This window comes from Roseovarius gaetbuli (assembly GCF_900172365.1).
Taxonomy (GTDB): domain Bacteria; phylum Pseudomonadota; class Alphaproteobacteria; order Rhodobacterales; family Rhodobacteraceae; genus Roseovarius; species Roseovarius gaetbuli.
This window is the reverse complement of sequence record NZ_FWFJ01000022.1, coordinates 26,699-52,044: the sequence shown is the minus strand read 5'-3', so window position 1 is coordinate 52,044 and position 25,346 is coordinate 26,699. Positions and strand designations below refer to the sequence as shown.

General features: G+C 61.0%; 19 protein-coding genes and 1 pseudogene. 14 read left to right on the top strand and 6 right to left on the bottom strand.

Translation table 11 applies throughout. The features are described from left to right. Positions 1 to 56 precede the first annotated feature (56 nt). The 7 genes and pseudogenes from ROG8370_RS11855 (at position 57) to ROG8370_RS11825 (ending at position 9,570) form a co-directional block, all read left to right on the top strand. Positions 57 to 3,119, top strand: coding sequence for a hypothetical protein (locus ROG8370_RS11855; protein WP_139838123.1), 3,063 nt, complete (start codon positions 57 to 59; stop codon positions 3,117 to 3,119). 167 nt (positions 3,120 to 3,286) lie between these two features. Further along, positions 3,287 to 4,408 (top strand): GDP-mannose 4,6-dehydratase, encoded by a 1,122-nt coding sequence (gmd, locus tag ROG8370_RS11850; RefSeq protein ID WP_085827345.1) that lies wholly within the window; start codon positions 3,287 to 3,289, stop codon positions 4,406 to 4,408. A gap of 39 nt (positions 4,409 to 4,447) precedes the next feature. Then, positions 4,448 to 5,182 carry a hypothetical protein gene (locus tag ROG8370_RS11845; RefSeq protein ID WP_085827343.1) on the top strand — a complete coding sequence of 245 codons (735 nt, stop codon included), beginning with the start codon at positions 4,448 to 4,450 and terminating at the stop codon, positions 5,180 to 5,182. A gap of 37 nt (positions 5,183 to 5,219) precedes the next feature. After that, a complete protein-coding gene (gene fcl / locus ROG8370_RS11840) occupies positions 5,220 to 6,191 on the top strand; it encodes a GDP-L-fucose synthase (protein WP_085827342.1) in 972 nt (323 codons plus the stop codon). Positions 6,192 to 6,438: 247 nt separating this feature from the next. Then, positions 6,439 to 6,765, top strand: coding sequence for a CatB-related O-acetyltransferase (locus ROG8370_RS11835; RefSeq protein ID WP_085827340.1), 327 nt, complete (start codon positions 6,439 to 6,441; stop codon positions 6,763 to 6,765). A 76-nt stretch (positions 6,766 to 6,841) separates the two neighbouring features. Further along, positions 6,842 to 8,263 carry a mannose-1-phosphate guanylyltransferase/mannose-6-phosphate isomerase gene (locus ROG8370_RS11830; RefSeq protein ID WP_085827338.1) on the top strand — a complete coding sequence of 474 codons (1,422 nt, stop codon included), beginning with the start codon at positions 6,842 to 6,844 and terminating at the stop codon, positions 8,261 to 8,263. A gap of 132 nt (positions 8,264 to 8,395) precedes the next feature. Next, positions 8,396 to 9,570 (top strand): annotated as a pseudogene (locus tag ROG8370_RS11825) (nucleotide sugar dehydrogenase). Between the two features lie 416 nt (positions 9,571 to 9,986). Here ROG8370_RS11825 and ROG8370_RS11820 read toward each other — a convergent pair. The 3 genes from ROG8370_RS11820 to ROG8370_RS11810 are packed head-to-tail and all read right to left on the bottom strand — an operon-like array spanning position 9,987 to position 13,059. Beyond that, positions 9,987 to 10,397 (bottom strand): PaaI family thioesterase, encoded by a 411-nt coding sequence (locus tag ROG8370_RS11820; protein WP_085827336.1) that lies wholly within the window; start codon positions 10,395 to 10,397, stop codon positions 9,987 to 9,989. Beyond that, entirely contained in the window at positions 10,394 to 11,419 is a 1,026-nt protein-coding gene (locus ROG8370_RS11815; RefSeq protein ID WP_085827334.1) for a phosphotransferase family protein, read from the bottom strand. Before ROG8370_RS11815 ends, ROG8370_RS11820 begins: the two co-directional genes overlap by 4 nt. Next, complete coding sequence (locus tag ROG8370_RS11810) at positions 11,416 to 13,059, bottom strand: long-chain-fatty-acid--CoA ligase (RefSeq protein WP_085827332.1); 1,644 nt, start codon at positions 13,057 to 13,059, stop codon at positions 11,416 to 11,418. The genes ROG8370_RS11815 and ROG8370_RS11810 overlap by 4 nt, the downstream gene beginning before the upstream one ends. A 143-nt stretch (positions 13,060 to 13,202) precedes the next feature. Between ROG8370_RS11810 and rpe the strand changes: the two genes are divergently transcribed. Genes rpe through ROG8370_RS11790 form a run of 4 tightly spaced genes read left to right on the top strand, consistent with a single transcriptional unit; the run spans position 13,203 to position 16,848 of the window. Then, complete coding sequence (rpe, locus tag ROG8370_RS11805; RefSeq protein WP_085827331.1) at positions 13,203 to 13,904, top strand: ribulose-phosphate 3-epimerase; 702 nt, start codon at positions 13,203 to 13,205, stop codon at positions 13,902 to 13,904. Then, a complete protein-coding gene (gene gph / locus ROG8370_RS11800; RefSeq protein ID WP_085827329.1) occupies positions 13,901 to 14,557 on the top strand; it encodes a phosphoglycolate phosphatase in 657 nt (218 codons plus the stop codon). Before rpe ends, gph begins: the two co-directional genes overlap by 4 nt. Positions 14,558 to 14,584: 27 nt before the next feature. Further along, positions 14,585 to 15,553, top strand: coding sequence for an NAD(P)H-dependent flavin oxidoreductase (locus ROG8370_RS11795; protein WP_085827327.1), 969 nt, complete (start codon positions 14,585 to 14,587; stop codon positions 15,551 to 15,553). Then, positions 15,550 to 16,848, top strand: a complete 1,299-nt coding sequence (locus ROG8370_RS11790) for an acetylornithine deacetylase/succinyl-diaminopimelate desuccinylase family protein (protein WP_085827326.1) — start codon at positions 15,550 to 15,552, stop codon at positions 16,846 to 16,848. The genes ROG8370_RS11795 and ROG8370_RS11790 overlap by 4 nt, the downstream gene beginning before the upstream one ends. An 80-nt stretch (positions 16,849 to 16,928) precedes the next feature. On the opposite strand, the gene panC is transcribed toward ROG8370_RS11790, so the two are convergent. Next, the gene (gene panC, locus ROG8370_RS11785) at positions 16,929 to 17,777 is read right to left on the bottom strand and encodes a pantoate--beta-alanine ligase (protein ID WP_085827325.1); all 849 of its coding nucleotides are present in this window, start codon (positions 17,775 to 17,777) and stop codon (positions 16,929 to 16,931) included. Further along, positions 17,777 to 18,601, bottom strand: coding sequence for a 3-methyl-2-oxobutanoate hydroxymethyltransferase (panB, locus tag ROG8370_RS11780; RefSeq protein ID WP_085827324.1), 825 nt, complete (start codon positions 18,599 to 18,601; stop codon positions 17,777 to 17,779). The genes panC and panB overlap by 1 nt, the downstream gene beginning before the upstream one ends. A 161-nt stretch (positions 18,602 to 18,762) precedes the next feature. Between panB and ROG8370_RS11775 the strand changes: the two genes are divergently transcribed. Next, on the top strand, positions 18,763 to 19,932 hold the full coding sequence (locus ROG8370_RS11775) for a winged helix-turn-helix domain-containing protein (protein ID WP_085827322.1): 1,170 nt from the start codon (positions 18,763 to 18,765) through the stop codon (positions 19,930 to 19,932). A 120-nt stretch (positions 19,933 to 20,052) separates the two neighbouring features. On the opposite strand, the gene ROG8370_RS11770 is transcribed toward ROG8370_RS11775, so the two are convergent. Further along, positions 20,053 to 20,931 carry a LysR family transcriptional regulator gene (locus ROG8370_RS11770; RefSeq protein WP_085827321.1) on the bottom strand — a complete coding sequence of 293 codons (879 nt, stop codon included), beginning with the start codon at positions 20,929 to 20,931 and terminating at the stop codon, positions 20,053 to 20,055. A gap of 107 nt (positions 20,932 to 21,038) precedes the next feature. On the opposite strand from ROG8370_RS11770, the gene ROG8370_RS11765 reads away from it, so the two are divergent. Further along, complete coding sequence (locus ROG8370_RS11765; protein ID WP_085827319.1) at positions 21,039 to 22,598, top strand: proton-conducting transporter transmembrane domain-containing protein; 1,560 nt, start codon at positions 21,039 to 21,041, stop codon at positions 22,596 to 22,598. Positions 22,599 to 22,619: 21 nt separating this feature from the next. Beyond that, positions 22,620 to 25,025 (top strand): YbcC family protein, encoded by a 2,406-nt coding sequence (locus ROG8370_RS11760; RefSeq protein WP_085827317.1) that lies wholly within the window; start codon positions 22,620 to 22,622, stop codon positions 25,023 to 25,025. Positions 25,026 to 25,346: the final 321 nt, after the last annotated feature.

The following is a 25,346-nucleotide window of genomic DNA, read 5'->3' as shown; positions in this document are numbered from 1 at the left end:
CCTTGTGACAGGGCATGTTTTGTCAGATATAACCCCAAATTCTGGAATGCGGGTCCATGTCTGAAATCATCAACATCATACTGGTTTGTGAGAGCAGCGACATTTCCGCGCTCGAGCGCAGCCTGCTTAGCCTCGTCACCCAGGCCGGAGACTTCAGTCTGCGGATACATGTAAAGAATATCGGCCCTCATGCTGCTGCAAACGCGCCCGTTTTGGCAGGGTGGCAGGCGCGAATGGGCAATGCCGATACGGTCTTTTACTGCACGAATGTCTGGCTCACCTACCAGACCCAGCCACACCTGACCGCCCATGCCGCCTTGCGCGACGCCATGGGGCAGATCTGCGAAGACGGGGACAGTTTCACGAGCTGGCTGCATCCGGGTGATATTCTGCTGCCGGGCGCCTTGGCCCATATCAGCGATCTTGCGCGCCGGTTTACGGCAGACCATCTGGCTTGGGTACAGGGGGCTGCCGGCCATTTGGACGAAGGCCAGCTGATCGCGGGCAGCGTGTTGCGTGCGCCCACAGCACTTATTGCGCAGGGGGTATGTGACGATCACCGCTGGCCTGCCCTGGCCCAGGGCGGCATGTTTATACGCGCGGGTCTATGGCGCAAGGCGCAGGCATCGCTTGCGTTTGAAGGTCCCGAGGATATTACGCCGTGGCTGCTGTGGCAGCGTCTCGCAAGGCAGGCCCTTTTCGTGCAAAGCACCCAAGTGATGGGTGTTTTTGTCTCTTGTGCGAAAGAGCCGTCCGCCCATCTGAAAATCCGCCGCCGCCGCCGCATGCAACGGGTTGCACCCGAGGCCGAGCCGCGCGACACATTGCAGCGCATCCTGCGCCAGGGCCCCTTGCTGCATCATGTCATCACCAACGATGCTACGGGCGCGCCCACAGCAATCATTGCCATGGATGTCACGGCACCCGCCTATCACTGGGCAAGGCAGACAGACCAGTGGCACAATGACCTGCCCGAACCTGCCAGTATCGCGCAGCAACGCATCGCGACTGCCCATGGCGCACCCATGCCTTTAAAACGTCCATCTGAGAAGACGCCGAACAGCCCCCCCCACAGGGCGATGCCAGACACTACGATCTTCGCGGACCTGCCTGCCTATCGCCTGTTGCTGCGCACCATCAATGCGCAAATGCCCGACACCAACAAGCTGATGCAGCACCCCTTGTACGCCTGGCTGCCCGCCCTGCGTCACAGACCCGTCTGGCAAGCAAGCCGGATCTGGGCATGGGATCAGGGATGGGATGACACCGATCACACCGAATGGGCCGCTCTGCGGGCCCTGCAGGAAATGGGCGACGTGCCGCAAGGCACCAGCTACGTCGGGTTTCCTTGGGCAGCCCTTATCGAAGCGCGGGCCGAGACCACGGCACAGGCGCAAAGACTACGCCATGATTTCCAGAGCTTTGCGACCACCGTTCCACGCGCGGCACGCAGAATCACAACGTGTCAGCACCCCGACTTGATCGCCCATCTCGACTATTTTAAGCATGCGGGTGTGACGGATGTTTTCTGGCCCTATACTACGCCCGAAGCGGTCCAGGCCGCGGCGGCAATGGGAATATGCCTGCATACCATACCGCAATCCGCACGGGCGGCCTTTTACCCCGCGGATCAGACACAGCGGCGCAAACATCTGTTTTGCAAGGTGGACGCAGATACAGTTACCCTGCGCCAAAGTACTTTTGCGCTGTGTCCGGCAGCGCCCCAAGACCATCCGGCCGCCCTGCTGCATGCGATCGCGGCAGGGGCAATCCCTGTGGTGCCGACAGATGCCGACTTTGCACCGCTGGTCGGTCATGACACCCTGTGGCGCAATGCCGTCGAGCGGTGGGATTTCGCGACCAAGACACAGGACGACTTGTCGACACATTTGCGTATCCTGCGTAAAAAGGCCGAGAAAGACGCTGAATATCAGCTGGCCCCACTTCCGCAGGCGCTGGCCCAATTGCAGCTGAGCGTGGGGCCTGAAACGCTGGGCTGTGGCATTCATGCGCTCATGGCTAGACATGCGGATGCATACCGTGCCCTGCCTGCCTTTCCCGCCCCCCGCCAGATTTCACGCCACATCCGCATCTATCATCTGGGCCCGCGTGCAGCACGCAGCCCGTTGGGCTATGCACCCTTTGCAAGGCTCGCCGAAAACCGCATTCTGCGCGTCGAAAGCCCTGCCGAGGCAGATATCGTCATGACCGGATGGAACCGCGATCTGGCAGAAAACCCAGAGCTGCTGGCCCATGCGTTTGAAAGCAATCCGGGGTTGCGTTGCATGGTCATCTCAGAAGAGCCGCTTTGGGATACACTCTGGAGTGACGGCTTTGCTGCGCGTGACCGGCCTTTTGTCTGTAACGGGCGAGAGCATTCTTATCGCTACCTCAATCACATGAATTCGGACATCTTCGCATTCACCCATATTCCCTATTTCCTGCTGACTTCGGATGACTATGTGCCGCGCTATATCTCAATGCTGCGACGCTATGCGCACATCTCTGCGCGCGCGATGCTGACCAAATGGCAAACCACGATAATCGCGGCGGCCTTTGTGGCGGAACACCGTGACGCGCCGGAATTCGATTTCAGCGATCCCGCTCGTGATATCCAAGGGCTCAGCGGATACCGCACCCGCGTCGCCCAGCACGCCAAGCACCCCAAGATCTGGCGCATGGGACAAGGCTGGGCCGATGGCATGCCCCCACGCCAGACCCTGCCTGACTGGCACCTGGACAAGCTGGCCCGCTTGCAAGGCAACGTCCGTCTGTGTAGCGCATATGAAAACACCCATATGCGTGGTTATATCTCTGAAAAAGTGTTCGACGCCTTTGCCGTAGGGGCAATGCCGGTGTGCTATGCCGCACCGGACCACCGCCTGCACGAACTCATCGCACCTTACGCGATGATCAATACATATGATCAACCGGCAGAGACCGCCGCCGCCTGGATAGACTGGTTCATCCCAGAGATGGCGAACGCCGAAAGCTGGCTGGAAACGGCCGCTAGGCTGCGTACACGACTTGCCTGTGCAGATGCCGTGGCGATGGAACGCCAACGGATCGCCACAGAAACACTCCGGGAAATCGACATGTTCATACAAACCTCGCTCTAGAGAAATTTGCATATTCTTTGATACTTGCCAAAAACTCGGCGTGACCCGCCCGCCGCTTTGCTTGTAACGGAAAAAAAAACTTGGTAACGAGCTTCAAGCAAGCTGGTCTCCGACTTGTCAGCACATTGGCGCCCTTCAAAAAACAACATCTATTTTCAGGACATCATATGACCAAAATAGCACTAATCACTGGCATTACCGGACAAGACGGGTCCTATCTGGCAGAGTTTTTGCTCGCGAAAGGGTATGAGGTCCACGGGATCAAACGCCGCGCATCCAGTTTCAACACACAGCGGATCGACCACATCTATCAAGATCCGCATCAGCCCAATCCAAAATTGAAGTTGCACTACGGCGATCTGGCCGACAGCTCGAACCTCACGCGCATTCTTTCTGAAGTGCAGCCCGACGAAGTCTACAACCTCGGCGCACAAAGCCACGTGGCCGTCTCCTTTGAGGCACCTGAATATACCGCCGATGTGGATGCGATGGGCACCCTGCGCCTGCTGGAAGCGATCCGTTTTCTGGGATTGGAGAAAAAGACAAGGTTTTATCAGGCCTCCACCTCGGAACTCTACGGTCTGGTGCAGGAAACCCCGCAGACCGAAACCACGCCGTTCCACCCGCGCAGCCCCTATGCGGTGGCCAAGATGTATGCCTACTGGATTGCTGTGAACTACCGCGAAGCTTACGGCATGTATGCGTGCAACGGCATTCTGTTCAACCACGAGAGCCCGCGGCGTGGCGAGACATTCGTGACCCGCAAGATCACGCGCGGTCTGGCCAACATCGCCCAAGGGCTCGAGCAGTGTCTTTACATGGGCAACATCGATTCCTTGCGCGACTGGGGTCATGCCAAGGATTACGTGCGCATGCAGTGGATGATGCTGCAACAGGACGCCCCCGAGGATTTTGTGATCGCCACGGGCGTGCAATACTCTGTACGCGAGTTCATCACGTGGTCGGCGGCCGAGCTCGGGGTCACACTTGAGTTTACCGGCACCGGCACCGAAGAGATCGCCACCATCACTGACATCAAGGGCGATGACACCCCCGCACTCAGCGTGGGCGATGTGGTCATGCGCATCGATCCGCAATATTTCCGCCCCGCCGAAGTCGAGACGTTGTTGGGTGACCCGGCCAAAGCCAAGCGCGTGCTGGGCTGGACGCCCGAGATCACCGCACAGGAAATGTGCGCCGAGATGGTTCGGCACGATCTGAATACCGCCAAGCGCCACGCTTTGCTCAAAGAGCACGGGATGGACATGCCGGTGAGCGTTGAGAATTGAGTGTCATGACATCCCACATTTAGGGCCCGGAGAACAGCAGTGGGTATCGTGAAATTATGTTCGTTTGCAGACGGGGCTTTTGAAAAGCGTAAAGTAAACTTCAAAGACAACGTCATTGCATCGGGCTTTTTTGACGATATTCACATCGCTGACTGCAATTCCCTCCCGGTGGACTTCCTTCGGTTTCATGAAGCCTTCATGCGCGCAACCGTCCGTGGCTTTGGCTATTGGATTTGGAAGCCCGCACTCATTCTGGCACATCTGGTCGATCTCGGACCGGAAGATGTGCTTGTTTATGCGGATGCCGGCTTTACCTTCAATCCACAAGGCCGCCGCCGCTTTGACGAGTATCTCGAATTGACACGGGACGCTCCAGATCGGATGCTTTCGTTCCAAAATGTCTTTGTTGAGAGCCACTATTCCAAGATGGACCTCAGTTATAGGCTTGGGCTTTGTGACGATGACAGTCACCTCAAAACCAGCCAATTGGGGAGTGGTTTAATCTTCCTGCAGAAAACGAACAGCAATATCGAACTACTGCGCAGTTGGGCCTCTATAGCGGTAGAAGATGCATATCACTTTTCAGATGACAGTGTGTCCCATCTGTCAAATCACCCCGACTTCATAGAACACAGACACGATCAGAGTATTGCAAGCCTGCTTCGGAAAATACGGGGCACGGCAATAACGCATTACGAAGTACAAGACTACAGCTCGGCCTTTGGGCGGCTCAAGGGAAAACTGCCCGCGTTGGCAACTCGTCTGCGTCACTAAATAGGTCACCAGAAAACTCAGTACTGGGAACGGATACATGACAAAATACTACATCGCAGGCCATCGCGGCATGGTCGGCGGCGCCATCACCCGCCGTCTTCAGGCGCGCAGGGACGCGGGCGAGGATCTGACGCTGATCACCCGCACGTCCTCCGAGTTGAACCTGACCGATCAGATCGCCGTGCGCGACTTTATGCAGGCAGAGAAACCCGATGTGGTGATCCTGGCGGCGGCCAAGGTGGGCGGCATTCACGCCAACAACACCTATCCGGCCGATTTTATCTATGAGAACCTGATGATCGAATGCAACGTGATCCATCAGGCCTTCGAGGCGGGTTGCCGCCGCCTGTTGCAGCTCGGATCGTCTTGCATCTATCCGCGTGCCGTTCCCCAGCCGATGCGTGAGGACGCACTGCTCACCGGGGTGCTTGAGCCCACCAACGAGCCCTACGCCGTGGCCAAGATCGCGGGCATCAAGCTGTGCGAAAGCTACAACCGCCAGCATGGGGTCGATTACCGCTCGGTGATGCCGACCAACCTTTACGGCCCCGGTGACAACTTTCATCCCGAAAACTCCCATGTGCTGCCCGCTCTGATCCGCCGCTTTCATGAAGCGGCACAGGCCGGCGACGATGAAGTGATGATCTGGGGCTCGGGCAAGCCGCGGCGCGAGTTCTTGCATGTGGACGATATGGCCGAAGCCAGCCTGTTCGTGCTGGAATTGGACAAGCAGACCTATGATGCCAACACCCAGCCCATGTCGAGCCACATCAATGTGGGCTCAGGCACCGATATTTCGATTATGGAGCTGGCTCAGATGGTGGCCCAGGTGACCGGGTTCAAAGGCCGGATTACCAATGACCCCTCCAAACCCGATGGCACCCTGCGCAAGCTGATGGATGTGTCGCGTCTGGCGGACATGGGCTGGCGCGCGGGCATTGGGCTGGAAGAAGGGGTGCAAAGCACCTACGCATGGTTCAGAGAGACCGAAACCGTCAGGGAGGCTTGAGATGTACCGACAGCCACAATCAAAAGGCGACGTGATGCAAAGCGCGACCGCTCCTTGAAGATTACGGAAAAACTCACCGCCTTCAGACGAGGCGCGTTGCCAGTTGACCAAAGGCTGGATCGGAAAGATGCTGCGTTCAAGAGGTCCGCTTATCTACAGGGATGTTTTTTTGAACATTCAGCCGCGGTATCGTTCCCTCTGATCCAGACGGCGCCCTCTATATTTTTCGGCGCACACAGCTATCGTCATGAACGACGTTTGGATCGGCGACGGCGCGATCATACTGGAAGGTGTGAGCATCGCGACCGGTGCCGTGATCGGGGGCAACAGTGTGGTCACCAAGGACGTTCCCGCCTATGCTATAGTCGGTGGGAGTCCTGCCCGCTTGATCCGTTACCGGTTCCCCGAGCCAATCCGGGACGCCCTGCTGAACGCCCAGTGGTGGGAATGCGATTTAAACGTCCTGCGGCGCTATCCTCTTGGAAACATCACTCAGTTTCTGAAAGCCTATGCTGCAGATACCGACCGCGAGGATGATCCGTTCAAAACATTCGCATTAGAGCAGACGAAATAAAGTGAGGGGTTGAGTTTTGCAGCCCGCTCAAACAAAACCATCACGATAGGTGAACTCATTGACAAAGGATTTTACTATGATCCATCCCATTCTTCTGTGTGGCGGTTCCGGCACGCGCCTTTGGCCGCTGTCGCGTAAATCATATCCCAAGCAATTCGCCAAACTTCTGGGCGACCAGACGCTGTTTCAGGCCTCCGCGCAGCGCCTGTCGGGGGAGGGATTTGCCGCCCCCACGGTGCTGACCAATTCCGACTTCCGCTTTATTGTAACAGAGCAGCTGGCCGATGTGGGCATCGATCCCGCCGCCATCCTGATTGAGCCAGAGGGCCGCAACACCGCCCCTGCGGTGCTGGCCGCCGCCCTCTGGCTGGAAAAGACCGACCCCGATGGTGTGATGCTCATCGCGCCCTCAGACCACGTTGTGCCAGATGCACCTGCGTTCCGCGCGGCCGTGCAGGCGGGCCTGTCGGCCGCCTGCGCAGGTCAGCTGGTGACCTTCGGGATCAAACCCGCCCACGCGGAAACCGGCTACGGCTACCTTGAGCTGGCCGAGGATCCGGGTGATTTTTCCGCCCGCGCCATAGCGCTGACCCAATTCATCGAAAAGCCCGGCGCCGCGCGCGCGCAAGAGATGCTAGACGCCGGTAATTTCCTTTGGAACGCAGGTATTTTTCTGTTCTCCGTGAAGGGTATTCTGGATGCCTTCCGCAGCCACGCCCCAAATCTGATCACACCCGTGCAACAGGCCGTCGATGCGGGTCAGCACGATTTGGGCTTCCTTCGTTTGGCGCCCGAACCTTGGGCGAAGGCCGATGATATTTCGATAGATTATGCCGTTATGGAAAAGGCCGACAATCTGGTGGTGGTACCCTTTGCAGCAGGCTGGTCCGATTTGGGTGGCTGGGATGCCGTCTGGCGCGAAACGGCGCGCGACGACCGCGGTGTGGCCACGTCAGGAGCGGGCACGGCAATTGATTGCGACAACACGCTGCTGCGCTCGGAGGACAGCAACCTTGAGGTCGTGGGCATCGGGCTGAAGAACATCGTGGCCGTGGCCATGACCGATGCTGTTCTGATTGCGGATATCAACCGCGCGCAGGATGTCAAACTGGCCGTCGCCGCGCTAAAGTCCAAATCGGCTAAACAGGCCGAGGAGTTCCCGAAGGATCACCGCCCCTGGGGCTGGTTCGAGAGCTTGGTGGTTGGGGCGCGGTTTCAAGTCAAACGCATTGTGGTGCACCCCGGTGCCGCGTTGAGCCTGCAAAGCCATCACCACCGGTCCGAGCATTGGATCGTTGTCGAAGGCACCGCCGAAGTCACCGTGGATCAGGAGGTCAAACTCGTCACAGAGAACCAGTCCGTCTACATCCCGCTGGGGGCCGTGCACCGGATGGTAAATCCCGGCAAAGTGCCGATGGTGCTGATCGAAGTGCAGACCGGCAGCTATTTGGGCGAGGATGATATCATCCGCTACGAGGACGTCTACGCGCGTACCTGAACGCGCATGATGTGCCGACAAAAAGCGTTCTTGCAGTCTGAAGTCAGCGCTGTACAACGCCACAGCGCCTATTTGAAATGCCCCCCCCGGATCCTGACCGGGGCGACGTCGCCATTGCAAGGATCTCATAACGTGAAGACTAAAATCGCCGTCGTCGGTCTTGGATATGTCGGGCTGTCAAATGCTGTACTGCTGGCGCGGTTCCATGACGTGGTCGCCGTTGATATTGATACAAGCCGGGTGGATTGCGTCAACAAGGGTATGTCGCCCATCGTGGATGATCATATTTCTGACTACCTGTCGCACCATACGCTGAACCTGACCGCGCCACCACCGACCCGCAAGTGGCATACGCAGACGCCGAGTACATCATCATCGCTACCCCGACAAACTATGACCCTGTCAGCAACAAGTTCGATACCCGTTCGATCGAGGCTGTGCTGGAAAACGTTCAGGCCTGCAACCCGACCGCGACAGTGATCATAAAATCAACCATACCCGTCGGCTATACCCGCAGGATGCGGGCCCAATTTGGCACCGATAACATCATCTTTTCCCCGGAATTCCTGCGCGAGGGGCGGGCCTTGTATGACAACCTCTATCCGTCACGCATTGTCGTAGGCGATGTCACCCCCGCAGCCGAACGTTTTGCCGACATCCTCAAAAGCAGTGCATTGGCAGAGGACGTGCCTGTTCTGTTCACGCATTCCACCGAAGCGGAAGCCATCAAGCTGTTCTCCAACAGCTATCTGGCAATGCGTGTCGCATTCTTCAATGAACTGGATACTTACGCATTGGTGAATGATATCGATAGCCGCCAGATCATCAGCGGCATCAGCCTGGATCCGCGCATCGGGGATCACTACAACAATCCATCCTTCGGCTATGGCGGCTACTGCCTGCCCAAAGACAGCAAACAACTTCTCGCCAACTATGAAAAAGTGCCCCAGAATATTATCAAGGCCATTGTCGATGCCAACCGCACCCGCAAGGATTTCATCGCCGATCACATCATTTCCAAAGGGCCCAAGACCGTTGGCATCTACCGGCTTGCCATGAAAACCGGATCGGACAATTTCCGGTTCAGTTCCATTCAGGGCATCATGAAGCGGATCAAGGCAAAGGGCATTATTGTCATTGTATACGAGCCCAATATGCCGGAGACCCATTTTTTCGGCTCGGAGGTGTTCAAAGACCTTGGCGCATTCAAACAGGCCGCAGATCTCATCGTGAGCAACCGCATCTCGGACGAGTTGAATGATGTATCCGACAAGCTCTTCACGCGCGATTTGTTCAATTCCGACTGAGGGATGCCGAATTCCTTCGCGCTCAGTGGTTGACCTGTTGGAAGCCATAGTGACAAGTGTCATCGCACCACTCGACGAAGACAGAACGATGATAAAGGCTTGGGCAGTTTGCCCCCAACGCTCTAAACCGAGGTGGGCGTCAGGCAGCGCCCGCGGTGATGATCGCGACCACGAACAACCGCCTTGAGTACCGCAGGTTCCCAGATAAACGTTCACCGAACGACTGCAGTCGCCATCGCGCCCGCATTCCTTTCTTGGCGGCAAATCACCAGCCGTGGTCTTTTGCAGAGAAAAGAAAAAGCCCAACCCGATCAGCAGGGGCGAAAAGCAGTTTAGATCACGTCAGATCCTGTCCAACAAATGCGAGCAGCTCAGTCAAAGGAGCGGCACAAAAACCGGACAGGTCCAACAAGCGTTCAGCTGCGCCGATAGCGAAACACGCCGGTGGCGGTGGCGACAAGCGTGCCGCTGTCGTCGCGGATTTCACCCTTGGCGAAATAGCTGGTCTTGCCCCCGCCGGTGCGCCAGCCTTCGGCGATCAGCACCGCGCCTTTCGCCTGTGCCAGATAATTCACCGTCATCGACAGGGTAAGCGCCATCTGCGAGCGCTCCGGATCGCCGGTATAACAGCCCGCAAACCCCATCGCCGTATCAAGCAGCGTGGCATGGATACCGCCATGCGGCAGGCCCTGGCGATTCATCAGGTAGGGATGAAGCGGCAGCTCAATCCGCGCATAATCGCGCGACCATCCGGTCATTGAAAACCCAAGGTGGGTTTGCAGGGCCGAGGGCGTCTCGATCAGGGCGGGGTCAACGTCTTGAGTCATAAAACTCCTTTCGCCGCCTCAAGCCCCTGACGGGCAAAGGCGGGTACATATTGGCCAAGTTGCAAACCGCGTTCAGGGTCAGAGGCATTGCCATCAAGCGCGCGTTTCTTCACGCCTTGCAGAATGGCCGCCATGCGGAAATAGCAAAATGCCAGGTAAAAGCCGAAATTGTCGATGTCGGCCAATCCGCGCCGCGCGCAATAGCGCTCGATAAACTGCTGATCGCTCCAGAGGCCAAGCGCCGTGCGATCCACCCCGGCCAAGCCGCGCCCTTCGCGGGTGGCGGGCATCGACCATTGCATGATCACAGCGGCCAGATCGGCGTAAGGGTGGCCGATGGTCGACAGTTCCCAATCCAGCACCGCGAGACAGCGCGCATCGTCTTTGGAAAACAACAGGTTATCGAGGCGATAGTCACCATGCACCAGCGTGCGCTGCCCGTCATCGGCGGGAATATTTCCGTCAAGCCAGTCGATAAGCGCGGTCATATCCGGCAGATCGTCGGTCTGGGTGGCGCTATATTGCTTGGACCAGCGGTCAACCTGACGGCGGTAATAATTGCCCGACGGCCCATAATCCGACAGGCCGACGGCGGTGATATCGACATCGTGGATCGCTGCCAGAACCCGGTTCATCTCGTCAATCAAGGCGCCGCGTTCGGGCGGGGTCATGCCGGGCAGGCTCGGGCTGTCGAAATTGCGGCCCTCTACCTCGTCCATGATGTAGAACGGCGAGCCGATCACGGTCTCGTCCTCGCACAGGATATGCATCTTGGCGACCGGCACGTCGCTGCCTTCAAGGGCGCGCTGCACCCGGAATTCGCGCTCGACCGCATGGGCGGACTTGAGCAGGACGCCGGGCGGTTTGCGCCGCAGTACATAATTGCGCGCAGGGGTCTTCAGAAGGTAGGTTGGGTTCGATTGCCCGCCGCTGAATTTCGTCGCACTCACCGGCCCGGAAAAGCCCGCAAGATGCGCGCCAAGCCATGCGGCAACGGCGGTGGTGTTAAGCTCGGCGCTCATGTGCTGGCCTCTCGCAGGTCGGGTAAAACATAGTTGCCAAACCGCTCCCGAAGGGTAAGTTTCGACACCTTTCCGGTGGCGGTCAGCGGCAGGTCCTCGACCCAGAGCAGGTCATCGGGCAATTGCCAACGGGCGAAATGCGCCGCCATATGGGCGTGCAGGTCGGCCAGCGTCGGGCGGTCCTTGCCTGCGGGCACGGCCACCAGAACCGGGCGCTCATCCCATTTCGGGTGGGCCACGGCAATCACCGCACAGGCGGCAATGGCCGGATGCGCGATGGCGGCGTTTTCAAGGTCGATCGAGCTTATCCATTCACCGCCCGATTTCACCAGATCCTTGGCGCGATCCCGGATCACCAGCATCCCGTCGGGCGCAACCGAGGCCACATCGCCGGTGCCGAACCAGCCTTCGGCGTCCATCGCGGCGCGGCTGGCGGTCTCGTTGTTGAAATAGCCGCTGATCACGGTATTGCCGCGCACGTATAATTCGCCGCTGGCGGTGCCGTCATGGGGTTGGGGCGTGCCCTCGTCATCGACGATCTTGAACTCGACCCCGAAAATCCGCCGCCCGGCACAGGCCTTGGCGGTGATCCTGTCGGCCTCGGGGGCCTGTTGCAGGGCAGGGGGCAAAACGCCGTGGGTGCCAATCGGGCTCAGCTCGGTCATGCCCCAGGCCTGACAAACGGTGACGCCGCGCGCCTCGTACTCCTCGATCATCACGCGCGGCGCGGCCGACCCGCCAACCACCAGATCGCCAAAGCCGTTTGGCGCGCGCCCCTGCGCCTTGATCTCGGCCAAAAGCCCGGCCCAGACCGTAGGTACGCCCCAGGCCGAATAGACCGCCTCGCCATCCATCAGGCGAAACAGGCTTGCGCCATCAAGCGCCCCGCCGGGCATCACCATGGTCATGCCCATAAGTGGCGCGGTATAGGGCAGGCCCCATGCGTTGACGTGAAACAGCGGCACCACCGGCATGACCCGCGCCCCGGCGCGAAAGCTGCTGGTTTGCGAGATCGGCACCATCATCGCATGCAGCAACGTCGAGCGATGCGAATAAAGCGCCCCCTTGGGATCGCCCGTCGTGCCCGAGGTATAACACAGCGCCGAGGCGGTCTCTTCCGCGAATTCGGGCCAGTCATAGGTTTGCGGCTGTCCGTCAAGCAACTCTTCATAGCACAGCGCATCAAGCGTGGTCTCGGGCATATGCGCGCGGTCGGTCAGGATGACAAAGCGCAGGTCTTGAGGAAGCTGATCGCGCACCGCCTCGATCAACGGCACAAAGGTTGTGTCGATGAACAGGATCCGATCTTCGGCATGGTTGATGACATAGACCAGCTGTTCCTGCGAGAGGCGCGGATTGATCGTGTGGCACACCGCCCCGATGGACGAGATCCCGTAGTAAAGCTCGAAATGGCGATAGCCGTTCCAGGCCAGCGTCGCGATCCGGTTACCGAACCTGACCCCGAGCGCGTCAAGCGCATGGGCAAGCTGCGCCACCCGCGCAAGGGTTTGCGGGTATGTGGCGCGATGAATGTCGCCTTCCGTGCGCACCGAGATCAGCCCCTGATCGCCAAAGGCCGCGGCGGCATGGGTCAGGATGTCGATGATCCTTAACGGGCGGTGCATCATCTGTGCCTGCATGGGGCGTTGTCCTGTTGTTTCCGGCGGTCGGGGCGACCGTGGCATGAAACCCGGCAAGGATCAATTGCGGGTGAGGGTCTTGACCTCTGGGCGCGCGGGGCGCATGTGCAAGGCATCCCAACCCCGCGCAAAGAGGCCCTGCCATGAGCTTTGATCGTTCCATCAAAATCGCCCCGTCGATCCTATCGGCGGATTTTGCCAATTTCGGCCAGGAAATTCAGGCAATCGAGGCCGAGGGCGCCGATTGGGTGCATGTCGATGTGATGGACGGGCATTTCGTGCCGAACCTGACGTTTGGCCCGCCGCTCTGTGCCGCGATCCGCCCGCATATCAAGACGGTGATGGATGTGCATCTGATGATCTCGCCGGTGGATGCCTATATTGACGCTTTCGCCGCGGCGGGCGCCGATATTCTGACCGCGCATCTTGAGGCCGGCCCGCATACCCATCGCACGCTTCAGGCCATTCGCGGCGCGGGCTGTAAGGCGGGTCTGGCGCTGAACCCCGGCACCGGGATCGAGGATCTGGACTACCTTCTGGATATGGTCGATCTGATCTGCGTGATGACGGTGAACCCCGGCTTTGGCGGTCAGAAATTCATTCACAGCCAGATCGACAAGGTCCGCCGCCTGCGCGCGATGATCGGCGACCGGCCCATTCATATCGAGATTGACGGCGGCATTACCCCGGAAACAGCACCGCTCATGGCGGCTGCGGGGGCCGATGTTCTGGTGGCCGGCTCTGCGGTGTTCAAGGGTGGCAGCGTCGCCAACCCCGCGCCATATGGCGAGAATATCCGCAGCATCCGTGCCGCCGCCGAGGCCGCAACCACGACCATGGCATGACCCGCGCCGTCATCTTCGATCTTGACGGCACCCTGATCGACAGCGCGCCCGACATTCACGCCGCCGCCAACCGGCTTATGGCGGCGCATGGCTTTGCGGGCTTTACCCCCGAAGAAACCCGCGCCTTTATCGGGCACGGCGTGCCGCATTTCATCGCTTGCTGTCTGCGGGCGCGCGATGCGGATGCGACGGGCGATCTGCACCGTCAATTGGTCGGTGAATTCGAGGCCGGCTATAAGACCGCCGTGTGGCTGACAGAGGTCTATCCCGGTGTGGCCGACGCGCTTGAGCGGCTTGCGGGCATGGGTTTTGCGCTTGGCATCTGCACCAACAAGCCGGTCGCGCCTGCGCGCGCGGTGCTGGCGCATCTTGGTCTTGACGTGTTTTTCTCCGTGGTGATTGGCGGTGACAGTTGCCCGGCGCGCAAACCCGATCCTGCGCCTTTGACGGCGGCGGTCACGGGCCTCGGCGCGACCCGCGTGCTTTACGTGGGCGATAGCGAGATCGACGCCGAAACCTCGGTGCGCGCGGGCCTGCCCTTTGCGCTTTATACCCAAGGCTATCGCAAGACCCCGGTCGCCGAGATCCCGCATCAAACGGCGTTTTCGGATTTCGACGCACTTCCCGATTTCGCCGCAGGCCTCTTGCCCTAAGGCGCGATGAGCGCGCATACTCGGGCCATGAAAACACGTCTGACCGAGGCTTTTGACCTTACCCACCCGATCCTGTCCGCGCCGATGGCCTTTGCCGCCGGCGGCAGGCTGGCCGCCGCCGTTAGCCACGCGGGCGGGCTTGGCCTTATCGGCGGCGGCTATGGCAATGCCGAGTGGCTCGCGCAGGAATTTGGCGCGGCGGGCAATGCGGCGGTGGGCTGTGGCTTTATCACCTGGAAAATGGCTGAAAATCCGGACGTTCTTGACCTTGTGCTCGATCGCAAACCTGCGGCGCTTGTGCTGTCGTTTGGCGACCCCGCGCCTTTCGCCCCAAGGATCGCCGAGGCCGGTGTGCCGCTGATCTGCCAGGTGCAAACCCTGCGCGATGCCCAGGCCGCTGCCGAGTGTGGCGCAACAGCTATTGTGGCGCAGGGGGCCGAGGCCGGCGGGCACGGCGAGCGGCGCGCCACCTTTACCTTGGTGCCCGAAGTGGCCGATTGGCTGGCGCGCACCGCGCCGGATGTTTTGTTGCTGGCGGCTGGCGGGATTGCCGATGGGCGCGGCCTTGCGGCGGCTCTGATGCTTGGGGCAGACGGGGTTCTGGTCGGCTCGCGGCTCTGGGCCTCGGCCGAGGCAAATGTATCGGCGGCCATGACCGACGCGGCGATTGCGGCGACGGGCGACATGACGCTCCGCTCGACGGTGATGGACGCCGCGCGCGGGTTGCGATGGCCCGAACGCTATAGCGCGCGGGTTTTGAAAAACCCGGTGACCGAGCGCTGGCATGATGACCCCGACGGCCTGCGCGCCAATCCCGACGCGCAAAAGGACTGGGCCGAGGGCTGGCAGGCGGGTGATCCGGCGCGCGCCAATACCTTTGTCGGTGAGGCGGCGGGCCTTATCCATGACCGCCCGCCAGTGGCAGAGATCATTCAAAGCATGGTGGAGGAGGCCGAGGCCTTGCTGACCCGCGCGCCCCGTTGGGTGGGCGCATGAGCCTGAACGCGCGCCTGATAGAGGAGGTCGCGGCGCGGCGGGACGATCTGGTGCGCCTCACGCAAGACCTGATCGCGATCCCGACGCTCAACCCGCCCGGCGACAACTACCTTGAGATTTGCGAATACCTTGACCGGCGCCTATCCGGCGCAGGGTTCGAGACCCAAATGATCCGTGCCCATGGTGCGCCGGGTGATAGCGATAAATACCCCCGCTGGAACATCATCGCCCGCCGCGAGGGCGCGCGTCCGCGTCCCTGTGTGCATTTCAACAGCCATATCGACGTGGTCGAGGTCGGCCACGGCTGGAGTGTCGATCCCTTTGCCGGGGTGCTCAAGGATGGCCGGGTCTATGGGCGCGGAGCCTGCGACATGAAGGGCGGCATGGCGGCCTCGATCATCGCCGCCGAGGCGTTTATCGCGGTCTGCCCCGGCTTTGACGGCGCGATTGAGATTTCTGGCACGGCGGATGAAGAATCCGGCGGCTTTGGCGGTGTTGCCTATCTGGCAGAGCGCGGGTTTTTCAGCCCCGAGCGCGTCGATCACGTGATCATCCCCGAGCCTCTGAACAAGGATCGCATCTGTCTTGGGCATCGCGGCGTGTGGTGGGCCGAGATTGAAACCAAGGGTGAAATTGCGCATGGCTCGATGCCGTTTCTGGGCGATTGCGCGGTGCGCCACATGGGGGCTGTCATGGCCGAAATGGAGGCCAGCCTCTTCCCCACCCTCGCCGCGCGGCGCACCGATATGCCGGTGGTGCCTGATGGCGCACGCGCCTCGACGCTCAATATCAATTCGATCCATGGCGGCGAGCCGGAACAGGCCAAGGATTACACTGGCCTGCCAAGCCCCTGTGTGCCTGATCGCTGTCGTATGGTCATCGACCGCCGCTTCTTGATCGAAGAAGATATCGGCGAGGTCGAAACCGAAATCCGCGACCTTTTGGAAACCGTGCGCAGCGGGCGGCCCGGCTTTGATTATGACATCCGCGAATTGCACCGCGTCTTGCCCACGATGACCGACCGCAGCGCGCCGGTTGTGGGGGCGGTGGCACAAGCCGTGCAACAGGTCTTCGGGCGCGCCGCCGATTACGTGGTCAGCCCCGGCACCTATGACCAGAAACATATCGACCGGATCGGACGGCTGAAAAATTGCATCGCCTACGGTCCGGGTATCCTCGATCTGGCACATAAGCCGGATGAATACGTCGGCATTGACGACATGGAACAATCCGCTCAGGTCATGGCCCTCGCACTGCTTGATCTTTTGGGCGCTCCGCCTGTTTCTTCTTGCTGAAAATATCCCCGCCGGAGGCATCCGTGGTCGACCACAGGCGCCTCCGGCGGGAGTGTTTATGGAACGATGAAAATCAGGGCTCAGGCCTCGACCGCGATATTGTCGATCAGGCGGACACCGGCAAGCCAGGCCGCCGCCAAAAGGCGGGCGGGGCGGGTCGGGTCGGTCAACAGGCTGAGGTCGTCATTCGCACGCATTTCGAGGTATTCGACCTTGGTAAAGCCTGCCAGTTCAAGGCGTTTGATCGCCGCCTCTTGCAGGGGAGCGAAGGCCGCGCCGTCGAGGATGGCGGCGGTCATGGTTTCCATTTCCTCGTGCAGGCGCGGGGCGGTGACGCGGGCGCGGTCCGACAGCAACAGGTTGCGCGATGACATCGCCAGCCCGTCAATCTCGCGGATGGTCGGACAGCCGTGAACGGTGGTGGGAACGTCGAGATCGCGTGCCATGCGGCGCACGATTTGAAGCTGCTGAAAGTCTTTCTCGCCAAAGAAGGCATCGCTGGCCGAAGTTTGCAGGAACAGCTTGGCCACCACCGTGGCGACTCCGTCGAAATGCCCCGGCCGATGCGCGCCGCAGAGCACATCGGTGAGCCCCGAGACCGTGATCTTGCTGGCAAAACCGTCGGGGTACATCTGCGGCCCGTCGGGGACATAAAGCGCGTCGATGTTGAAGCGTTCAAGCTTGCGCGCGTCGTCATGTTCGGTGCGCGGATAGTTTTCAAGGTCTTCGGGATTGTTGAACTGCATCGGGTTGACGAAGATCGTCACGATCACCCGGTCACAGGCCGCCTTGGCCGCCTCGACCAGCGACAGGTGCCCGTCATGCAGCGCGCCCATCGTGGGCACGACGCCGATTGTCTCACCGGCAAGGCGCCAGGGCAGGGTGGTGTCGCGCAGCACATCGAGCTGGCGCAGAATGGGGGCTGGCATCAGGAGGGGACCTTATCTGCAAAAACATGTTCGGGACCGGGAAAGGCGCGCGTGCGCACATCTTCGGCATAGCTTTCAATCGCCGCTTCGCCATCACTGCCAAGGGCGGCGTAGCGTTTGACGAATTTCGGCTTGAAGGCGGTGAATAGGCCGAGCATGTCATCGACCACCAGAATTTGCCCGTCGCAGGCCGCAGAGGCGCCGATACCGATAGTCGGAATGGCAATCTCTGCGGTGATCTGATCGGCGAGGGCGGCAGGGACTTTTTCGAGAACCACCGAGAAGGCGCCCGCGTCACATACCGCGCGGGCATCGGCCATAAGCGCCTCGGCGGCGTCGCCGCGTCCTTGAACCTTGTAGCCGCCAAGCGTGTTGATCGACTGCGGTGTCAGGCCGATATGCGCCATCACCGGCACGCCGCGCGCCACCAGAAAGGCGATGGTTTCGGCCATGTGACGCCCGCCTTCAAGCTTGACCGCGCCGGCGCCGGTTTCGGCCATGAGAAGCGCAGCATTCGCAAAGGCCTGTTGCGGCGATTCCTCGTAAGAGCCGAAGGGCATATCGACGACCATCATCGCACGGGTCAGGCCGCGCGCCACCGCCTTGCCGTGCAGGATCATCATCTCCATCGTCACGCCGAGTGTCGAGGGCAAGCCATGCAGCACCATCCCGACGCTGTCGCCGACCAGAACGAAATCGCAATGCCCATCCATCATCTGGGCCATCGGCGTGGTATAGGCAGTCAGGCTGACGATCGGGGTGCCGCCTTTCATCGCCCGGATATCTTCGGGCATCGGGGCGGTTTTTCGGGCAGTTGCGCTCATGATCTTGTCCGGCTTGTTTCTGCAATGCGGCAGAGGCTAGCAATTGCAGGTGGTGAAATCTACTGTTCTGTTGGTATTCAGTATATTGATTTCACAGCGATTTAGATAGCAAAAGGACAAAGCGCAATGTTGCGACCCCCAGTTTGCGGAATTGTGCGGGCATGAGCGCGCTTGAGATTTCCAATCGTGCGGCGCGTCGGCTCTGGCTTGCGGTCAACGGGCTTGGCGCGGCGCCGCTTGCGGGCCTGCCGGATGTGGCGGCGATGATCCGGGCGCTTGGTTTTGTGCAGATCGACACGATCCGCAATGTGACCCGTGCGCATCACCACATTTTATGGAGCCGCGCGCCGGGCTATCGCGAGACGATGCTTTGGCCGCTTCTGGGGCAAAAGCGGCTGTTGTTTGAACATTTCACCCACGATGCCTCGCTTATCCCGATGGAATTTCTGCCCAATTGGCAGCAACAGTTTCACCGTCTCGGGCAAAAGGCAGCCAATGGCGATTGGTATCGCTCGGGCCTGGCAAAGGATGAAGTCCGCGCCATTCGCGACCGGATCGAGGCCGAGGGGCCGCTTTCCACGCATGCCTTTGACAGCCGCGCCACCAGCCGCGAGATGTGGGCGCGCCCGCCGCATAAAAAGGTGCTGGATCAAATGTGGTATGCGGGTGACTTGGCCACCAGCCACCGCGAAAAGTTCATCAAGTTCTATGATCTCGGCGAGCGGGTTTTTCCCGATGTGGCGCGCGATTGCCCACCTGTGCGCGATCAAATCGGCTGGCTGTGCGATCAGGCGCTGGAGCGGTTGGTGATCGCCACGCCCGGCGAGGTGCAGCGGTTCTGGGGCGTGGCAAGCGCGCCCGAGGTGCGCGATTGGCTGGCGCGGCGGCGCCTTGTCGAGGTGGCGGTGACCGGCGCGGATGGCATCCGCCAAAAGGCCTGGGCGCTGCCCGATATCGAGGCGCGTCTGGCCGCATCTGCGCCCGTCGCGCGGCGTCTGCGTCTCCTCAACCCGTTCGATCCGGCAATCCGCGATCGCAACCGGCTTTTGCGGCTGTTCGGGTTTCATTATCGCAACGAAATGTTCGTGCCGCAAAGCCAGCGCATCTGGGGCTATTACGTTTATCCGCTGCTCGAGGGGGATGCATTTGTCGGCCGGATCGAGCTTAAGGCGGATCGCGCGGCGAACTGGATGGCGGTCACCGGATTCTGGCCCGAGCCCGGCGTGAGGTGGGGGATCGGGCGACAGGAGAGGCTTGATCAGGAGTTGCGCCGCTTTGCCCGGCTTGCCGGGGTCACCGAGATTCGCTGGGAGGCAGCGCGCCCGACCTGAGCGCTTTGTGAGAGAGCGCCGCATCGGACGGGGCAAGGGACGGCGGCTTTGCGGACAAAACCGCCTTCACCGCAGTTGCACCAATGGCAGGTTTCGCGCCGAAAGCCTGCTTCAGCAAGACTAGAGCGTCCGGTCCTCCAGCAGATCCGAAAGCACCGGGTTCGGGAAGCGGCGGGATAGGGTGACGGCAAAAAAAGTCTCGCCGATGCCCGGCAGACGGTCTGCTTCGATCAACCTGCCATTGGTGAGTTCGTCCTGAACGACGATGGGCGGCAGGACCGCCAACCCCACGCCGTCGCGCGCAAGAAGGCGCATCATTGCCATATCTTCGACTTCCGCCGCGATCTGGGGTCGGATACCAAGCCGCTCGGTCAGAGCGTCGAACCCAATCCGCACGCCAGTGTCAGATGTTGGGAGGATGATCGGCAAACCGGCCAACAGGTCATTCAATCCAGAAATGCCGCCCAACAATTCTGGCGTGCCCACAAGGCTGACAGGTTGTTCTGACAGCCGGTGCGAAACAAAGGGCGTCGCCGCGTCGCGTAAAGGGGCACGGTTGATCAGCACGACATCAAGGTTAAGCGCCTCAAGCGCCTGCAGCAATTCCGCGCTTCTGCCGGACCGCAGGATGATCTCCACATCCTGCCGTCCCAAGATCGGACGCAGGAACTCCATGTGAAAGTTGCGCGACAAGGTGGCCAAGGCCCCAATCCGCACGGCCTGACGGCTGCGGCCTTTTTCTTGCAACGTGCCGATCAACTCACGCCCCGAGGCAAAAATGGCATCCGCATGATCCAGCGCGATACGGCCCGCTTCTGTCAGGATCAATTGCCGCCCCCGCCGTTCAAACAAGGCATGGCCCAGCGACGCCTCCAACTGCTTGATCTGAACTGAGACGGCGGATTGCGACAGATTGAGCCGCTCTGCCGTGCGGGTGAGGTTTCCGTCATGCGCCACGGCCCAGAAATACCGAAGGTGGTGATAATTCAATTCTGCCATATGATATATAAATCAGAACGTTTTTAAACAAACAATGAATTTTTCTTCCCTTCTCTGCACTGCTACTCAGCCCGGACGCCGCCGCCCAGTCAGAAGGAAATCAGGCCATGTTTATCGCGTTTTTGCCGCTCATCGCCCCGGCCATTTGTATTGGCCTGGCGTGTCTTGCCTTTCGTGGCCCCAAGATGCGGCCGTTCGAGGCGTTGCAAAAGGTAGAGATTGGCGCGCTCGCCGGCTTGGCCGTCGCCGCAGTCTCAGCCCTCATCCTCATTCTGGCCGGTTCGGCAACCAGCCCACTCATCGGCGCAAGCGGCCTTGGCCTGTCGGTCCGGCTCGATGCGGTCAGCGCGGTGATGCTGCTGCTTGTGGCTTTCGTGGGCTGGGTCGTTCTACGCTATGCGGCCACCTACATGGACGGCGAAGACCGCCAAGGCCCATTCACCGGCTGGCTTTGCCTGATGCTGGCGGCAGTGATGCTTCTGGTCGTGTCCGGCAACATCCTGCAATTCGCCCTGGCCTGGATCGCGACCAGCCTGTCACTGCACAAGTTGCTGCTGCACTACCCCAACCGCGTTGCCGCACAGCGCGCGGCGCGCAAGAAATGGGTCACGGCCCGGCTGGGAGACACGGCGATGCTGGTCGCCATGGGTCTTCTCTTTGCGACATATGGCACGGGCGATCTGGCCACCATTCTGGACACCGCACGCAGCGGGCAAGACGCCGATTATTCCGCATGGATCGCAGCCTGCCTCGCCGTCGCGGCCATCCTGAAATCCGCGCAATTTCCTATGCACGGCTGGCTGACCGAAGTGATGGAAACGCCAACGCCGGTCTCGGCCCTGCTGCACGCGGGCGTCATCAACGCGGGCGGCTTCCTGTTGATCCGCTTTGCCGACGTCATGCTGCTGTCGCCCGCCGTGCTGGCGGTGCTGGTGATGATCGGCGGGTTCACCGCGCTCTTTGGCGGTCTGGTGATGCTGACACAATCGGCGGTGAAAACCTCACTGGCATGGTCCACGGTCGCGCAGATGGGCTTCATGATCTTCCAATGCGGCCTGGCACTCTTCCCGCTGGCCCTCCTGCATATCGTGGCGCACTCGCTTTACAAGGCCCATGCTTTCCTGGCCTCGGGCGGCGCGGTCGACGGTGTGGCGGCGATCCGGCGGCCGGGCCCTGTGGCAATTCCCAACGGGGTTGCCGTGGGTCGCGCATTTCTGATCGCGCTCGTGATTTACGGCGCCGTGGGCTTTGTCTTCGGCCTTACGGGCAAGTCGCCTCAGGCCATCGCTTTGGGGGCCATCCTGATCTTCGGCGTGGCCTATCTTCTGGCACAGGGCCTGGCCGACGCGGCCCCGCGTGCGCTGACACAGCGCACCGCCGTTTATTCGGTCGCGGCGACCGTGGGGTACTTTGGGCTGCAAACTGGCGCAGAGTGGCTGATGGCGGGCACCCTGCCGACCACACCAGCCCCGGGCCCGCTGGAGTGGGCGCTGCTCGTGCTCGCCCTGCTCAGCTTTGGCCTCGTGGCCGTGGCGCAGGCCATGTTCCCGCTCTGGGCCTATCATCCCGCCACAGCCGGGCTGCGCGTGCACCTGTCCAACGGGCTCTATGCCAATGCTGTTTTTGACAGGCTGCTCGGCGGCTGGTCGCGCAAGCACACGTCCTGATCCCGCGAAAGGATTGATCCGATGACCACCTCATCCCCGCTCTCACCCGCTGTTGTCACCTCGGCCAGCGACACCGCCGCCCGCGCCATTCCCCCGGTCTGGCCGCTGGCCTCGTCGGTTGCGGTGAACCCCTATCTGGGCCAAACCGGCGAAAGCCTTGCACAGGTGGGCGCACGTCTGGCCCGGGTCGGCGGCGTGCCGGTGACCATGCCGCGCGCGCATTACAATGCGCTAATCACCGATGGCACCATCACCGATGCCGACATCACCGAAGCCCTTGAAGTGCAGAACGCTGACGACGCCCCCGATCTGGCCGAGGTCAAGCGCAGCGCGGCTGTCCCGGCCACCCCCCCTGCGCCACAGCCCACCATTGCAGACCTCGCCGCCTCAGCCTCTGGCATTGACTGGCCCGGCATCCTGGCCGACCGGTTCGGACACTGGGCCGCAGGATATTTCGATCAGGGGCAGGCGCTTTGGGCCGCTCCGCGGCGGCGCGGCGCGTATGACGCCTGGCGGCAGAACGCCACCCATGATCTGACCCCTGAAATCGCGGGCCTTACGGGCTTTGCGCAATTTGTCAGTGAAACCCCAGACCGGGCCGAATATGCGCGCCTGCGCGCGGCCAACAATTTGGGCCTAACCGAGGACATGCTTGAGACCTATCTGCACCAACTGCTCTTTTCGCTGGGCGGATGGGCACAGGTTGCCCGCTATTACCTTTGGCAGGCGGAACTGGCCGACGGCACAGATCAGACGATCACCGATGTCCTGACGATCCGGCTGTTGTGGGAAGAGGCGCTTTTTGCTCAATACAAAGATCAGATCGGCGACAAATGGGAGCAGACCAAGGCGGCCCACGCCGCTCCCATCACGCCCGAGCGGGAGCTGACGATCAACGCCATCCTGCAAGAGGCATGGGAGCGTGCCGTTCAGCGCGATCTGGCCGCAACCTTCGCCGCCGCCCCGCCCGTGCAGACCGAAGACCGGCCTGCGCTTCAGGCCGCCTTTTGCATCGATGTGCGCTCCGAGGTGTTTCGCCGCGCGCTTGAGGCCATGGAGCCCGGCATTCGCACCTTGGGCTTTGCGGGCTTTTTTGGCCTGACTGCCTCGCACAAAGGTTTTGCCTCGGACGTGGACGAGTTGCGCCTGCCGGTGCTTTTGAACCCCGGCGTTACCTCCACCTCCGAAGGGGATAACGTCAACGCCGAACAGGCCGCCCGCTTCAAGGCCCGGGCCAAGCGCGCCTGGGGCCGGTTCAAACTGGCCGCGGTGTCGTCATTCGCCTTTGTCGAGGCGGCAGGGGCCATTTATGCGGGCAAGCTGGTCAAGGATGCACTGAACATCGCGCCCGAGGCCGCGGGCAATGGCCCGGCACCGCGCCTTGATCCCCCATTGCCACTGGACGCCGAGGTCGACGCGGCAGAGACGATCCTGCGCGCCATGTCGCTGACGACCGATTTTGCCCGTCTTGTGGTGTTGGCCGGGCACGGGGCCAATGTGGTGAACAACCCCTTCGCCAGTGGTCTGCATTGCGGGGCTTGTGGTGGCTACGCGGGCGACGTGAACGCCAGGCTTCTGGCCGGGTTGCTTAACGCGCAAGATGTCCGGGCCGGGCTGGCAGATCGGGGGATCGACATCCCAGCCGACACGCTGTTTCTGGGTGCGCTGCACGACACCACGACCGATGTGATCACGCTTTTTGATGCAGACCACCCCTCTGCCGCGCATCAGACCGACATCCGCCAGACCAAGGACTGGTTCGCCCGGGCCGGCATCGTCACCCGCTCAGAACGGGCTCTGCGCCTGCCGCGCGCGGACGGCGCCGCCGCCATCGAGCTGCGCAGCCGCGACTGGGCCGAAACTCGCCCCGAATGGGCGCTCGCCGGGTGCAAGGCCTTCATCGCCGCCCCACGCCAGCGGACAGCCGGCAAAAGCCTCGCCGGGCGCGCGTTCCTGCATGATTATGTTTGGACAAAGGACACTGATTTCGGCGTGCTGGAACTGATCATGACCGCCCCCGTTGTCGTGGCCAGCTGGATCAGCCTGCAATACTACGGCTCTACCGTGGCACCAGACGTTTTTGGCTCCGGCAACAAGCTTTTGCACAACGTAACAGGGGGCTTCGGCGTGGTCGAAGGCAATGGCGGCACCCTGCGCGCGGGATTGCCATGGCAGTCTGTACACGAGGGCGAAGGCTACGCCCACGACCCGCTGCGCCTTTCCGTCTGCATTGAGGCCCCGCGCGAGGCGATGACGGACATCCTGCGGCGGCACGACGGCGTGCGTGCACTGTTCGACAATCACTGGTTGCATCTGTTCGCGCTGGATGAGAATGGTCATATGGCCGCGCGCTATGCGGGGAATCTGGCGTGGTCAGAGATGGCTTTGGATGCCGGGGGTGAGGTGGATATGAAGGCGGCTGGGTGAGGGACTGCAAGTTCCGTAGTGGCGCGAAATCTGACCTCAGACGCATATAGTCGACCGCCCCCAAAAGGTTCAGACCCTGGCTTGTTTGGCCGGGGTCATCGCGTAGGCACAGTCAGAGGAATTTGTCCTGCTCGCAAGGTGCCGAACTTTCCACAAACCAGCCATCCATGCCTGCCGCAGCATTGGTTGAGTTGGGCTAAGATCCGGCTTCGGAGGCACCGCAGCATATGTGCATTTGAGAGCCTCTACTGGCCACAAGAACGGCCCCATAAGAGACATTCATTGCAGTCACCGTCGCTGCGGCGCAGCTTCACCGGACCG